This is a genomic window from Embleya sp. NBC_00896 (genome assembly GCF_045207785.1).
In the GTDB taxonomy this organism is placed as follows: domain Bacteria; phylum Actinomycetota; class Actinomycetes; order Streptomycetales; family Streptomycetaceae; genus Embleya.
The window spans coordinates 5956009-5970531 of record NZ_CP108776.1; the positions used below are offsets into that span (position 1 = coordinate 5956009).

Annotated in this window: 10 protein-coding genes; 3 read left to right on the forward strand and 7 right to left on the reverse strand. The window is 72.7% G+C overall.

Annotated elements, in window-relative coordinates:
* Positions 1-48 precede the first annotated feature (48 nt).
* The 6 genes from OG928_RS26975 to OG928_RS27000 all read right to left on the reverse strand — a co-directional run bounded on the left by OG928_RS26975 (position 49) and on the right by OG928_RS27000 (position 9223).
* Positions 49-1305 carry an alpha/beta hydrolase gene (locus tag OG928_RS26975; protein WP_406291233.1) on the reverse strand — a complete coding sequence of 419 codons (1257 nt, stop codon included), beginning with the start codon at positions 1303-1305 and terminating at the stop codon, positions 49-51.
* 209 nt (positions 1306-1514) lie between these two features.
* Entirely contained in the window at positions 1515-2678 is a 1164-nt protein-coding gene (locus tag OG928_RS26980; protein WP_406288304.1) for an acyl-CoA dehydrogenase family protein, read from the reverse strand.
* Position 2679: 1 nt separating this feature from the next.
* Positions 2680-4524, reverse strand: coding sequence for an acyclic terpene utilization AtuA family protein (locus tag OG928_RS26985; RefSeq protein WP_406288306.1), 1845 nt, complete (start codon positions 4522-4524; stop codon positions 2680-2682).
* Positions 4521-6500: an acetyl/propionyl/methylcrotonyl-CoA carboxylase subunit alpha gene (locus OG928_RS26990; protein WP_406288309.1), complete on the reverse strand. Its 1980-nt coding sequence runs from the start codon at positions 6498-6500 to the stop codon at positions 4521-4523. The genes OG928_RS26985 and OG928_RS26990 overlap by 4 nt, the downstream gene beginning before the upstream one ends.
* Before the next feature lie 74 nt (positions 6501-6574).
* Positions 6575-8173 (reverse strand): acyl-CoA carboxylase subunit beta, encoded by a 1599-nt coding sequence (locus tag OG928_RS26995; protein ID WP_406288311.1) that lies wholly within the window; start codon positions 8171-8173, stop codon positions 6575-6577.
* 192 nt (positions 8174-8365) lie between these two features.
* Entirely contained in the window at positions 8366-9223 is an 858-nt protein-coding gene (locus OG928_RS27000) for a hypothetical protein (protein ID WP_406288314.1), read from the reverse strand.
* Between the two features lie 265 nt (positions 9224-9488).
* Here OG928_RS27000 and OG928_RS27005 point away from each other — a divergent pair, with 265 nt between their 5' ends.
* From OG928_RS27005 to OG928_RS27015, 3 genes are all read left to right on the forward strand, one after another.
* On the forward strand, positions 9489-10181 hold the full coding sequence (locus OG928_RS27005) for a DNA polymerase beta superfamily protein (RefSeq protein WP_406288317.1): 693 nt from the start codon (positions 9489-9491) through the stop codon (positions 10179-10181).
* Positions 10182-10329: 148 nt separating this feature from the next.
* Complete coding sequence (locus OG928_RS27010) at positions 10330-11274, forward strand: DUF1152 domain-containing protein (protein WP_406288320.1); 945 nt, start codon at positions 10330-10332, stop codon at positions 11272-11274.
* A 69-nt stretch (positions 11275-11343) separates the two neighbouring features.
* Complete coding sequence (locus tag OG928_RS27015) at positions 11344-12120, forward strand: putative hydro-lyase (protein ID WP_406288323.1); 777 nt, start codon at positions 11344-11346, stop codon at positions 12118-12120.
* A 67-nt stretch (positions 12121-12187) separates the two neighbouring features.
* Here OG928_RS27015 and OG928_RS27020 read toward each other — a convergent pair whose 3' ends face one another.
* Positions 12188-13309: a DUF6745 domain-containing protein gene (locus OG928_RS27020; protein ID WP_406291236.1), complete on the reverse strand. Its 1122-nt coding sequence runs from the start codon at positions 13307-13309 to the stop codon at positions 12188-12190.
* Positions 13310-14523 lie beyond the last annotated feature (1214 nt).

Here is a 14523-nt window from a genome sequence, read left to right on the forward strand (position 1 = left end):
TTGCATGCGAACGAGTCGATGGGGGCGGGCCGTTCGGCCGACGACGGATCAGTGTCGGGGCGGCTCGGCCACCGGCGACGGGTCGGGTGCCCGACCGCCCGGTCGGACCGCGATCTCGCCCGCGAGCCACTCGAACGCCTCCGGCAGACCCTTGGCCCAGGTCCCGAAGTTGTGGCCGCCCGACGGCGCGATCCGCACCTTCACGGTGTCGGTCGGCTTGAACCTCTTCGCGAACTCGCGGGCCTCGCCCGCCGCCTTGCCCTCGCCCTTGGCCGCGAACAGGTACATCCGCGCGGGAGCGGTCCGCGGGTCGTCGATCGTGTACAGCGGGCTGTTCGCCCGGCGCAGCGCCTCGTCGCCCTTGTACAGGTCGCCGGTCGTCATGTCGGTGATCGCCTTGAAGTAGCCCGACAGGCTCGCCGCCGCCGCGTAGCGGTCCGGGTGGCGCAGGGCCAGGTTCGCCGCGCAGAAGCCGCCCGTCGAGTAGCCCATGACACCCCAGTTCGTCGGCGCGGGCGCGGTCCGGAAGTTGGCCGCGATCGCGTCCGGCACGTCGAGCCCGAGGTAGGTGTCGGCGCGGGCGCCGCTCGACGCGTCCACACATTCGCTGTCGCGACCCTCGATCGGGTTCTGCGCCGCGATCACCACGATCGTCGGCGGCATCCGACCGGACTCCATCAGCCCGGAGAGCATCTGGTGCACCTTCATCCGGCGCAGCCACGTGTCGGGAGTGCCCGGGAACCCGGACGCGAGTTGGATCACCGGAAAGCGGGTCCGGGCGTGTTCCGGCGCGAAGTAGGCGGCCGGCAAGTAGACGAACGTGTCGAGCCTGTAGCCGGTGCGCGGACCCTGGATGCTGGTGTGGACCAGCACGCCGTGCTTGGGGTCGGCGCCGTGCCGGCGGTTGTGCGGGGGCCGCGGCTGATCGGTGAGCGTCGGTTTGGTGACCATGAACGGCAGGCCCTTGCCGTCGTCGTCGGAGAACGGCACGGCCGGCCTCGGGTCGAGGTGCTTGACCTTGACGGTGGAGACCGGGACGTCGGGGACCGGGGGGCCGTCGGCGATGTGCATCAGGTCGGACAGCGTCGAGTAGAAGTACATCTGCGCGTTGACCGCGGCCAGGATCGTGAAGGTCACCATGAGTTGGGTGAACAGCAGCGTGCAGACCCGGCGGGTGCGTTGCAGCGTGGGGCGGTTCCAGAACCAGACGGTGGCGAAGGCGGTGCCCGCGGTGGCCACCGCCATGCCTATGACGAACCATCCGCTCGTGATGTCCACGTCCCAGGCGGGACGCCCCGCCAGCACTTGATTCAATGCTCCCACTGCCTTCTGACCGAGACCGACCGATGGCGCCGGCACCCGGACAGCCCTCCGCACAGTCGCGCCGGGAGCGGTGCAGCCTGCGTCTCCATCCTGAGCCCGGCCCCGTCCCGGCACGTCCGCCCGGAGTCCCGAGCCGAATCATTCACAAGTCGCACACAGGCGGAACAGACTCCTCCGTGGACGCCCCGGGATCAGTACGAACGCGGCAAACCCAGTGTGTGCTGGGCCACATGATTGAGGATCATCTCCCGGCTGACCGGCGCGATCCGCAGCGTCCGGGCCATGCCCCACAGCGGGACGAGCCCGAAGTCGCGGCTCATGCCGTTGCCGCCGTGGGTCTGGATCGCGGCGTCCACGGCGTGGATCGCGGCCTCGGCGGCGGCGTACTTCGCCATGTTGGCCGCCTCGCCCGCCGGCTCGCCCGCGTCGTGCAGCCAGGCTGCCCTGTACGTCATCAGCGCGGCCAACTCGACCTCGATCGCGGCCTGCGCGAGCGGGTGCGCGATCGCCTGGTGGGTGCCGATCGGGCGATCCCACACCTCCCGGGTGCGGGCGTACTCCGTGGCCCGCGCCAACGCCTGCCGGGCGATGCCGACGCCGAGCGCCGCGCCGGTCACCCGCTCGGGGTTGAGGCCGTGGAAGACCTGGCGCAGGCCGTCGCCCTCGGTGCCGATCAGCCGATCGGCGGACACCGCGACGTCGTCGAAGAACAGCGTGAACTGCTGCTCGGGGGCGGCCCCCTCGACCGGCAGCGGGGTCGCGGTCAGGCGCGGATCGTCGGTGTCGACCAGGAACAGCGCCAGCCGACCGCGGCCGGAACCGGGGTCGGTGCCGGTGCGGGCCACGACCAGGATCGCGTCGGCCTCGTTGACGCCGGAGATGTAGTGCTTGGTGCCGCGCAGCAGCCAGCGCTCGCCGTCCCGGGTCGCGGTCGTGGCCAGGCGGTGGGTGTTGGAGCCCGCGTCGGGCTCGGTGATCGCGAACACGATCTTGCCGGTGCCGGCCGCCAGGCGCGGCAGCCACGCGCCCTTCTGCCCGGCCGTGCCGAAGCGGGTCAGCACCTCGCCCGCGATCGCGCCGGAGACCAGGAGCAGCAGCAGCGGACAGCCGTGCGCGGCCACCTCCTCGCACACGATGGCCAGTTCGACGAGCCCGCCCCCGCCGCCGCCGTACTCCTCGGGCAGGTTCACCCCGATGTAGCCGTGTCTGCCCAGGGCCTGCCACAGCTCGGTCGTGGGCTGCCGGTCGCGGCTGTGCTCGGCGAAGTAGGTGGCGCCGAACCCGTCGGTGATCGCGCCCACCGCCGCGCGCAGTGCCCGGTGTTCGTCACTCTCGCCGATCTCGTGGAACCGCATGTCACCCTTCCAACAGTGTCGTGGGGATGTCGGTGTGCCGGGACCTGACGTACTCGGCGAGGCCCTTCGCCTGTGGGTCCGGGCGGGTCGAGGACGCGACGCCCTCGCCGAGCAGGCCGGTGATCACGAAGTTGAGCGCGCGCAGGTTGGCCAGCACGTACCGCTCGATCGGCAGGTCGGCTGCCTCCGGGAGCAGTTCGCGCAGCCGATCCACCGTCAGATGGCCGCGCAGCCAGGCGAATCCGGCGTCGTCGCGGGCCCACAGGCCGAGGTTGGCGTCGCCGCCCTTGTCGCCGGAGCGGGCGCCGACGACGAGCCCTAGCGGGGCCCGGCGGGTGTGGAGGTGGGGACGCGGTGGGGGATCCGGTGGTCGGCAGGCCGGTGGGGCGAGCGGCGCGGTGTGCTCGGGCGGGGCGATCACACGCGTCCCGCCGTCCGGCAGGACCACGGTGTGCTCGACCTCGCCGGCCGGGATCCAGGCGGCGCGGTAGACGCCGTACGCGGTCTCGGCGGTCGGCGGGGTCGTGGTGTGGAAGCCCGGGTAGCCGGCGAGCGCGAGTTCGACGACCGCGCCGGAGAAGGCCCGGCCGACCTTGGTGGGGTCGGGGTCCTTGACGGTGATCCGCAGGTGCGCGGTGGCCTGTTCGTTGGTCGGCGCGTCGGGGCGGTCGTAGCGGATCAGCCGCACGTCGACCTCGGCGAACCGGTCCCGGCCGCCGAGCGCGGCGAACAGCATGTGTTCGGCGTGCGCGGCCTTGGTCTCGATGTCGAGGCCGGTCAGGACCAAGGTCATCGTGTTGCGGTAGCCGCCGAGTTCGTTGACGGCGACCTTGAGGGTGGGCGGCGGCGGGAGCCCTCGGACGCCGCGGATCCGGACCCGGTCGGGGCCGGCCCCGCCGAGGCGGATCGTGTCGAAGCGGGCCACCGCGTCGGGGTTGGCGTAGGCGGGTCCGGCGATCTCGTACAGCAGTTGCGCGGTGACGGTGCCGATCGAGACCAGGCCGCCGGTGCCGCGGTGCTTGGTGATCACCGACGAGCCGTCGGCGGCGACCTCGGCGATCGGGAAGCCGGGGCGGCGGGGGTCGGGCAGGGCGAAGTCGGCGGTTCGGCCCGGGCGTTGCAGTGTCGGCAGTTCACCGAGGAAGGGGTAGTTGCCGCCGGTGGCCTGTGGGCCGCACTCGATCACATGGCCCGCGACGATCGCGCCGGCGAGCCGGTCGTGCTCCTCGCGCCCCCAGCCGTGCCACCACGCGGCCGGGCCGACCACGAGGGACGCGTCGGTCACGCGCGGACAGATCACGATGTCGGCGTCCTCGGCGAGCGCCTCGGCGATGCCCCAGCCGCCGAGGTAGGCGTTGGCGGTCACGGTGCGTGGGCCGTGCTCGACCTTGGCGAGCACGTCGTCGCCGGTGATGTACGCGATCCGCGGTGCCAGGCCCAGGCGTCGCGCGCTCTCGTGCAGGCGCTCGGCGAGACCGGCCGGGTTGAGGCCGCCGGCGTTGGACACGACGCGGATGCCGCGGTCCAGGCAGCTGCCCATGACCTGTTCCAGCTGGGTCACGAAGGTGCGGGCGTAGCCGGCCGCGGGGTCCTTGCGGCGGGCCTTCCACAGGATCGACATGGTCAGTTCGGCCAGGTAGTCGCCGGTGAGCACGTCGATCGGGCCGTCCTCGACCATCTCGCGGGCGGCGGAGAGCCGGTCGCCGTAGAAGCCGGAGCAGTTGGCGATCCGGACCGGGCGGCGGGCAGTGCCGGCGGGGCCGTCGGCGCCGGTGTCGGGCTCGGTGCGGGTGGTGATCGTCGGGCGGGCCGCGGTGGGGCGGGACCGCGTCCCCCGCTCGCTCATTCGGCGACCGTCTCCGCCGCCACGACCGCCAACACCGCGCCGGTGTCCACCACTTCGCCCGGGCCGACCGGCAGGTGCGTGACCGTGCCCCCGTGCGGTGCGGTGACCTCGTGCTCCATCTTCATCGCCTCCACGGCCAACACGAGTTGCCCCGCGTGGACGTGGTCGCCCTCGGCGACCGCGACCCGGACCACCGTCCCGGGCATGGCGGCCAGCAGTGATCCGGCGGGTTCGGGCTCGGGCTCGGCGGGTTCGGGCAGGCGCGGCAGTTCGGTCAGCACGCTCGCGCCCAGGGGGCTGTCCACGTACACGGTCTCGCCCACGCGGTGCACGGCGATCGTGCGGCGGACGCCGTGGACCGTCAGATCGACCCGGTCGGCGCACGCGGCGTGAACGACCAGGCCGGGGAGGGGCTTTCCGTCGATCGCCACGTGGTCGGGGAGCCGGTAGGTCACGGTCGTGCGGCCGGCGGTGTCGTGCGTGTAGGTCACCTCCTGGTCGGCGCCGCGGACGTTGCGCCAGCCCGAGGGGAGGGTCGCGAGTACGCCGGCCGCCGCGCGGCGTTCGGCCTGGCGGGCGAGTGCCGCGGCGGCGGCGTGGACGGGAAGCGCCGCCGGGTCGGCCGCGCACAGGTCGGTCGGGGCGTGCCGGTCCAGGTAGCCGGTGTCCGCGTCGCCGGCCGTGAACTCCGGCTCGCGCAGGATGCCCACGAGCAGGTCGCGGTTGGTGCGTACACCGTGGATGCGGGCCCGGGAGAGCGCGTACGCGAGCTTGCGGCGGGCCTCGTCGCGGGTCGGCGCGTACGCGATCACCTTGGCCAGCAGCGAGTCGTAGTACGGGCCGACGCTCGTGCCGGTGACGACGCCCGAGTCCACCCGGATGCCGTCCTGCTCGGGAATCTCGAACCGGTGCAGGGTCCCGACCGTGGGGGTGAAGTCGCGGATCGGGTCCTCCGCGTACAGCCGGGCCTCGATCGCGTGGCCGGTCGCGGTGATCCCGGTGGGCAGCGGATGACCCTCGGCGACCAGGAGTTGCAGTCGGACCAGGTCGAGTCCGGTGGTCAGCTCGGTGACGGGGTGCTCGACCTGGAGCCTGGTGTTGACCTCCAGGAGGTGGAACGCGCCGGCCCGGTCCACGACGAACTCCACGGTGCCGGCGCCGAGATAGCCGATCGCCCGACCCGCGGCGACGGCCGCCGCGCACAGTTCGGCGCGCAGCGCGGCGTCGACCGCGGGGGAGGGGGTCTCCTCGATCAGCTTCTGGTGTCTGCGCTGGATCGAGCAGTCCCGCTCGAAGAGCGCGACGACCCGGCCGTGCGCGTCGCCGAAGATCTGCACCTCGACGTGCCGGGGACGCTCGACCAGGCGTTCCAGGAACACCGTGTCGTCACCGAAGGCGGCGGCTGCCTCGCGCCGGGCCGCCGCGACCGCGTCGGCCAGGTCGCCCTTGTCGCGCACCGCGCGCATGCCCCGACCACCACCGCCGAACGCGGCCTTGACCAGCAGCGGGAAGCCCACGTGCGCGGCCAGATCGGCGAGGGCGTCGAGGTCGTCGGCGTCGCGGACGAGCCCGCCGGGCAGCACGGGGACCCCGGCACGGCCGAGCAGGTCCTTGGCCGCGACCTTGTCGCCCATCGCGGCGATCGTCCGTGCCGAGGGGCCGACGAAGCTCAGGCCGGCCGCGTCGGTCGCGCGCGCGAAGTCGGCGTTCTCGGACAGGAATCCGTATCCGGGATGGATCGCGTCGGCGCCGGTCGCGCGGGCCGCCGCGATCAACAGGTCGGCGCGCAGGTAGGTGTCGGCGGGAGTTCGGCCTGGGAGCCGGACCGCCTCGTCGGCCGCCGCGACGTGCGGCGAGTCGGCGTCCGGATCGGCGAACACGGCCACGGTCGCGATGCCCATGGCGCGCGCGGTGCGGGCGATCCGGACCGCGATCTCGCCTCGGTTGGCGATCAACAGCCTGCGGATGAGCGGCATATGGTCCCCTCGGTGGGCGGTGCTGGGCACCTCGCGGTGGTCGGCGCCGCGGGCGCGACGGCGCAGCGCGGCGGTCACATGCGGAAGACCCCGTACCCGGTGGTGCCCGCGACCGGCGCCGAATGCGCGGCGGAGAGCGCGATGCCGAGCACGGTGCGGGTGTCGCGCGGATCGATCACGCCGTCGTCGTACAGCCGGGCGGTGACGAAGAACGCGTGCGACTCGCGCTCGATCTGCGCCTCGATCGCGGCCCGGCGCAGCTCGTCGATCTCCTCGTCGAAGGCGATCCCGCGCGCGGCGGCGGCCTGTCGGCCGACGATCGAGAGCACGCCGGCCAGTTGCGCCGCGCCCATCACCGCGAGCTTGGCGGTCGGCCACGCGAACAGCAGCCGCGGGTCGAAGGCCCGACCCGACATCCCGTAGTTGCCCGCGCCGAAGGACGCGCCGATGTTGAGGGTGATGTGCGGGACGGTCGAATTGGTCACCGCGTTGATCATCTTGGCGCCGTCCTTGACGATGCCGCCCTGTTCGTAGGCGGTGCCCACCATGTAGCCGGTGGTGTTCTGCAGGAACAGCAGCGGGGTGTCCGAGCGGTTCGCGAGCTGGATGAACTCGGCGGCCTTCTTGGACTCCTCGCCGAACAACACGCCGCGCGCGTTGGCCAGCACGCCGACCGGGAAGCCGTGCACGGACGCCCAGCCGGTGACCAGGCTGGTCCCGTACGCGGGCTTGTACTCGCCGAACCGCGAACCGTCCACGATCCGTGCGAGCACCTCGCGCGGATCGAACGGCACGCGCAGGTCCGCCGAGACGAGGCCGAGCAACTCGTCGGCGTCGTAGAGCGGTTCGTCGGCGGCCCGGCTGGGCCCGGGCCCGCGCTTGCGCCAGTTCAGCTCGGACACGATCCGCCGGCCGATCCGCAGGCAGTCGTACTCGTCCACCGCGAAGTGGTCGGCGAGCCCGGACACGCGCGCGTGCATCGCGGCGCCGCCCAACTCCTCGTCGTCGGCCTCCTCACCGGTGGCCATCCGCACCAGCGGCGGCCCGCCGAGGAACACCTTGGCCTGGCCCGCCACGAGCACCGCGTGGTCGCACAGGCCGGGGATGTACGCGCCGCCCGCGGTCGAGTTGCCGAAGACGAGCGCGATGGTGGGGATCCCGAGCGCGGACAGCTCGGTCAGGTCGTGGAAGACCCGGCCGCCGGGCACGAACAGCTCGGCCTGGGTGGGCAGATCGGCGCCGCCGGACTCGACCAGGTTGACCACCGGGAGGCGATTGCGCCGGGCGATCTCCAGCGCGCGCAGGTTCTTGCGCAGCGAGTACGGGTTGATCGAACCCCCACGCACGGTCGGGTCGTTCGCGATCAGCACGCATTCGACGCCGGACACGACCCCGATTCCGGTGACGATGCCGGCCCCGACCGTGAAGTCGGTGCCCCACGCGGCCAACGAGGACAGTTCCAGCAACGGCGAGTCCGGGTCGACCAGCAACTCGACGCGCTGACGGGCGGTCAGCCGACCGCGGGCCCGGTGCCGTTCGACATACCGCCCGCCACCGCCGGCCCGCGCGAGATCGAGCTGCTTGTCGAGCGCCGCGAGGGCGGCGAGTTGCGCCGCGCGGTTGTTCCGATAGGTATCCGACCGGGCATCGAGGCGGGAACGAAGAACGGACACGACCGGGCCTCCCTCGACAGTCGAAGGGAACCCCCGGATGTTAACGGCCGGTCACTTGGCAGCGGAAGAGCCGGCCGGCGCGACCTCGCCCGCTCGCCGGTCCGCGGTCCGCCATGGGTGAGCCGCGGCGCGCACGACACCGGCGCGGCCCGGGGGAAGTCGTGGGCCGCGCCGGTGTCGGTCGGTGGGGTGTCACCCCTGGTGGTGCCCGTGCTGCCCGTGCTGCCCGTGGGGGCCGTGGTGACCGGCGTGCGGGTCGGCGGGCTGTTCGGCGTGCCGGTCGACCGGGTGTTCGGTGGCGGCCGGGGCGGCGGGCTTGGCGGCGTGCACGGTGAACTCGGCGGTGCGGACCACGCCGCCGTGTTGGAAGTCGAGGAAGAACCGGTACGTCCCGACGCTGGGCAGTTCGGTGTGGAAGGCGATCTCCGGGCCGGCCGGGGTGACGCCGTCGCCGGGCGCGCCGCCGGGGTGCACGTGCAGGTAGGCGAGGTCGCCGTCGCGCAGCACGACGAGGTGGCCGAAGGCGGCGAGGTAGGGCTCCAGATCGGTGACGGGGCGACCGTCGCGGGCGATCGACAGGGTGAGGTGCGCGCCCTGCCCGGCGGCGGGTTCACCGGCGAGGGTCACGGTGTAGCCGTCCACCTCGGCGGTCGCGGCCGGCTCGGGCAGCGGCACGGGCCGGAAGTCGCCGGCGACGTGTACGTCGATCCCCAGCGTGAGCGGGGTACCGGTCGCCGCCGGCGCGAAGTCCGCGAAGACGCGGTACGTACCGGCCTGATCGAGGGTCAGGTCCTGGGTCCAGACGCCGTCCTCGCCGAGGACGGGGTGCACGTGCCGGAAGCCGCTCAGATCGCGGCGGACCACGATCAGGTGCAGGTCCTTGTCGTGCTGCGGTAGGTACTCGCGCACCGGGGCGCCGTCGGGACCGTCGATCCGAAACGCGAACGTGCCCGTGGGGGCGGCGACGGGGACCAGGGTGTAGCCGTCGCGGGAAACCTGCAGGCCCTCGGGGGCGGTGGGGGCGGCGGCGTGGTGGGCGTGGACGGTCATGACGAACTCCCCTGTGTGGGCTTGCTTCCGTGGTTCCTCGGCTTCTCGGTGACCTCCGGCGTCGGCCACACGGGAAATTTATACCCCAGGGGGGTATATGACAAGAGCAGAGATCCGGCCGGTCGCCCTCGGCCGTGCGCCGACCCGGCGGGCCTGAAGTCGCGGAGCGCTCGAACGCGCGTCCGGCGGAAAATCGTGCCCATGGCGGAGCCCGGGTATCGGATACTTCGGCGCAACGGTGACGGGGAATCGAGGGGCGAGCGGCATGCGTACGTTGTTGATGGGGGTGGTCGGTTCGACCGCCTATGGATTGGCCACCGCGGCGTCCGACGAGGATCTGCTCGGCGTCTACCTCGCCGACTCCCGGGACGTGTTGGGCCTGGACGGACCGACGGTCGTGAGTGGTTCGCAGGTGACCACGAAGCCGGACGTCACCATGCACGAGCTCGGCAAGTACTGCTCGCTCGCGCTCAAGTGCAACCCCACGGTCACCGAACTGCTCTGGCTCCCCGAGTACCGGGTCGAGACCGAGGCCGGCCGCCGACTCCGGGCGCTGCGCGACTCGTTCCTGTCGACCGAGTACGTGCGCGGCGCGTACGGCGGCTACGCGCTGCAACAGGCCAGGCGCCTGTCGGGGCGGCACGAGGCGGGCAAGGCCGGCTTCTCGTCCGACACCGCCAAGCGCACGGCCAAACACGGTCGGCACTGCATGCGATTGCTGTTGCAGGCACAGCAGTTGTTGCGTACGGGCGTCCTCGTCCTCGACATGAGCGACCGCCGCGACGAACTCTTCGCGGCGGGCGACCTGGCCGCGAACGACCCGACCGCCTTCGCGGCCCTCTTCGAGCGCGAGAAGGCCACCCTGGACGCGATCGACTCGGTCCTCCCGACCCGCCCGGACCGCGAAGCGGTCAACAACCTGCTGGTGACCCTACGGGTGGCAGCCCTGACGGGCTGAGGGACGGGCCCGCCACGGCGCGTCGCACGGATCGACGGGTCTACTTCCTCCGGATCGACGGGTCTACTTCCTCTACTTCTTTATTTCCTTTCCTCTACTTCCTTTATTTCCTTGACCTTCGCGGTGATCGCCTTGGTACGGTCCGGCCGTGTTCACGCTGGCCGAACCCCCGCTCTTCGCCCGACTTCGAGATGCCCGCACCGTGTTGATCGCCGGTGCGGGCGGTGGCTTCGACGTGTTCGCCGGGCTGCCGTTGGCCATCGCCCTGATGGACATGGGCAAGCGGGTGCACTTCGCGAACCTGTCGTTCGTGACGGTGGATCGTCTCCCGTCCGCGAGCAGGCTGTTGCCGGGACTCGCGGCGGTCCGGCCGGACACGCCCGGGAACGACGACTACTTTCCCGAGCGGGTGCTCGCGTCGTGGCTGCGGCGAAACGGCTTTCCGGACACGGTGTACGCGTTCGCGAAGACCGGGGTCGTGCCGCTGCGGACGTCGTATCGCAGGCTCGTCAAGGACCTGGACGTCGACGCGATCGTGCTCGTGGACGGTGGCACGGATATCCTGATGCGCGGCGACGAGGCATCCCTGGGCACGCCCGAGGAGGACATGACGAGCCTGGCCGCGGTGGCCGCCGTCTCGGTGCCGACCCGGCTCGTGGTGTCGCTCGGCTTCGGGATCGACGCCTACCACGGCATCTGTCACGCGCAGGTGCTGGAGAATCTGGCCGCCCTCACGCGCGCGGGCCACTACCTCGGCGCGTTGTCGATTCCGCACGAGTCGCGCGAGGGCGCGCTGTACATGGACGCCGTCGCGTACGCGACCCGACGGACGCCGCTGCGCCCGAGCATCGTGCACGGATCAGTCGCCGCGGCCCTGCACGGCCGGTTCGGTGACGCGCACTTCACCGAACGGACGGGCAACAGCGAGCTGTTCATCAACCCGCTGATGAGCGTGTACTTCACCGTCGACCTCCTCGGGCTGGCCGAACGCTCGCTCTATCTCGACCGCTTGACGGACACCCGGACGATCTGGGAGGTCGCGTTGCGGATCGACACCTTCCGCGACGAACTCGAGCGGACGCGGCCGAGGTAGCCGATCCCGCACTGATCGGCGGGTGGGTACCGGCGACTGTGTGCGGCGGCCGCCGGGTATCAGAGCCGCATGGCAACCATCAGCACGGAGGCCACCCGTGCGCGTGCCGCCTTTCGCGGCGGGCTCGTGGTACCGACGGCCGGGCGGGCGAGCGGGTACGTGCAGGCGAACCTGGTCGCGGTGCCCGCCGATCGGGCCTACGACATGCTGCTGTTCGCGCAGCGCAATCCGCGCTCCTGCCCGATCCTGGAGGTGGTCGACGCCGGCTGCGTACACAGCGCGCTCGCGCCCGAAGCCGATCTGCGGACCGACCTGCCGCGCTATCGGGTGTGGCGGTACGGGGCCGTGACGGACGAGCCGACGGATGTCGTGGACGTGTGGCGGGACGACCTCGTCACGTTCGTGATCGGGTGCAGTTTCACGTTCGACGCCGGCCTGGCCCGGGCCGGGATCCCGGTGCGGCACGTCGAGTTGGGGCGGAACGTGCCGATGTACGTGACGAATCGGCGCTGCCGTTCCGCGGGTCGGCTGGACGGGCCGCTCGTGGTGTCGATGCGGCCGATCCCGGCGGCGCTGGTGGCCCGCGCGGTCACGGTGAGCGCGGCGCTGCCCGCGATGCACGGCGCGCCGGTACACGTGGGCGCGCCCTCGGAGCTGGGCGTGGCCGACCTGGCGCGGCCCGACTACGGCGACGCGGTGCCGGTCGGGCCGGGAGAGGTACCGGTCTTCTGGGCCTGCGGAGTCACGCCGCAGGCCGCGTTGGCCGCGTCGCGCCTACCGTTCGCGATCACGCACGCGCCGGGACACATGTTCGTCACCGACGCGCGCGTGGAGGAGTACCTGTGAGCGCGGTGCCGTGCGGCCCCGCGGCGGCGCCGCCGACGGGTCGGTCGGCGGCTCGCCCGACGGCTCGTCAGGTCTCGCGCAGCGGGCGGTAGTCCGCGGCGCTGACGCCGAACGTCCAGGCCACGCCCTCGCGGGCGGTCTCGGTGTCCGGCGGTACGCGCAGCCAGTAGGTGCGGGTCGTGCCGTCGGGCTCGGGTGTGGAGTTGAGCACTTCGACCATCACGATCGGTTCGTCGTCGTCGAGTTCGATCTCCCACAGCACGCCGGTCTCGTCGCGGTCCAGCGGCTGGGCGCCGACGTCGCGCAAGTAGCGGTCGTAGCCGTAGATTTCCAGCATCACCCGGCGCAGTTCGGCGTTCTCCTCGTTGTTGATGCCGCGCACGGTCAGCCGACTGCCGCCCGGGCCGAGGCCGCCCACGAAGTCGGCCGGAACGGGCATGCCGCGCCACGCGTGCAGCGCGAAGCCGTCGGCGTAGGTCAGTGCGGGGCCGTCGCCGTTGTGCAGCCGCGAATGATCGTCGCGGTGCATCGCGGTGGGTCGTTCGCTGACCAGGACGACCCGCTCGTACGGCCACCACCAGCCGACCTGGCGGGCGACCTCGCCCAGCTCGGCGAGCACGGGGAAGGCGAACTCGGGGAAGCGCTCCCGGAGTCCGTCGAACACCGCGAGCCATGCGGCGTCGTGCTGACCGCCGAGCGCGCTGTGGGTGGTCGCGCGGACCTTGTCGGCGAAGTCCCCGCGCCCGCCGGCGGCGGGGGTGCGCACGGAGGGGTCCCAGGCGCCGGCGCCGGCGTGCACGGCGTCCCGGATCCGCTCGGTCAGCTCACGGGTGGGCTCCCACAACCGCGACGCCCCCTCGTCCCAGGCGAGATTCCACCCGGCAACGCCGAGCGCCGCGGTCGCCTCCGCCTTGGCCGCCGCCCACGGCCCGCTCCACAACCGCTCCTGAACGGGCCGCCCGGGCCGCCCGGGCACCTTGACGGACAGGCGCGTCGCGGCGAGATCGGCGGGCTTGCACGTCCCCGACGCGACGGCGGCGGCCACGGCCGCCCCGAGCGGCGAGTCGTACCAGACCACCCGCTCGGGCTCGGCAAGCCCCGCGGCGCGATAGACGGCCCGAATGGCCGCCTCGGCAACGGGCCGATCAGCGGGCCCGGTCGCAGCCCCGACGCCCGCCCAGCGGGTGATGGCCTCGCCGAGGGCGAGCCGGTCGGGGAGGGAGAGGGGGCTTTGGGACGTGCGGCCGACTTGGTGGGTCGGGCGGGCTCGGCGCGTGCGGGAAGCCGGGGGCGTGGAGGCGTCGCGACCGGCGACCGGCGGCGATTGACGCTCGGCTGCCCGATCCGCGGACGTGGTGTGCGCGGTCGCTCCGCGACGGGCGAGGACAGCGGGGTTCGTGGGCACGGTGGCCGCGGTGTCCGCGTTGGCCGCGTTGGCCGCGTTCGCGGGCGAGCCGGCGTCCCGAGCAGCAGCCCGCTCCCGCCGCGCGGCCCACGCGGCCGCCGCGGGATTGGCAGGCGGCGGTGCCGGTGCCGGTGCCGGGGCCGGCGGCACCGCGGTCGGAGGCCGTCGGCCGATGCCTGAGACGGGCAGCGCGATGCCGGGTGATTTGCGGACCGGGGCCATCGGCTCTCTCCTGTGGGCTGCGGTTGCGTTTTGGTCGGGTCGAGTTGGTGGTCCCACCCGCTCCACCCGTTGCGTTGTGCGTCTCGGGCTGCGGTTCTTCAGGCGACCGGTGGGCCCGGTCGGGCCTGGCTGCGTGGTGCGTGGTGTGCGGTGTGTGGGTCGCTGGGGTTGCGTCTTGGTTGGGTTGGGATGGTTGCGCCCACCCGCTCCGCCCGTTGCGTATGTGTCTCTGGCTGCGGTTTTAGAGGCGGCCGGTGGGTCCGGTCGGGCCTGGTGGCCACCGGTGTGGCTGCGCGAGTTCGGGTGGGTTGGCTGCGGTTCTACGGTGTGGGCCGGCCCTGGGTCGCCGGGTTTGGCTGCGGTCCTGGCGCGTCAGCGCCCACCGGTCGGGTCGGGGTCGTGATCGACGAGCGCAGCGAGGAGAGCGGCCGGAGGCCGCTGCTTGTGCTTTTCACGACGTCGATGGCCCGGAGCTTGCGGAGGGACAGCGACGTGCGAGCGGAGTGCCGCTTTTGTGGAGCGCCAGCGGAACAAAAGTGGTGCTTCGGGAGCCGGCGGCCCCGCCGCCCAAAAAGAAGGTCCGCCGCACCCGCGACACCGGCTTCGCCGTCCCGCCGCACCCGCGACACCGGCTTCGCCGTCCCGCCGCACCCGCGACACCGGCTTCGCCGTCCCGCCGCACCCGCGACACGGGCCTCCCACTCCCGCCGCACCCGCGACACCGGCTTCGCCGTCCCGCCGCACCCACGACCCGGGCCTCCCACTCCCGCCGCACC

Coding starts and splice junctions, on each gene's coding strand:
- OG928_RS26980 (WP_406288304.1), bottom strand. CDS start 2,678: ATGCGGTTCCACGAGATCGGCGAGAGTGACGAACACCGGGCACTGCGC.
- OG928_RS26985 (WP_406288306.1), bottom strand. CDS start 4,524: ATGAGCGAGCGGGGGACGCGGTCCCGCCCCACCGCGGCCCGCCCGACG.
- OG928_RS26990 (WP_406288309.1), bottom strand. CDS start 6,500: ATGCCGCTCATCCGCAGGCTGTTGATCGCCAACCGAGGCGAGATCGCG.
- OG928_RS27000 (WP_406288314.1), bottom strand. CDS start 9,223: ATGACCGTCCACGCCCACCACGCCGCCGCCCCCACCGCCCCCGAGGGC.
- OG928_RS27005 (WP_406288317.1), top strand. CDS start 9,489: ATGCGTACGTTGTTGATGGGGGTGGTCGGTTCGACCGCCTATGGATTG.
- OG928_RS27015 (WP_406288323.1), top strand. CDS start 11,344: ATGGCAACCATCAGCACGGAGGCCACCCGTGCGCGTGCCGCCTTTCGC.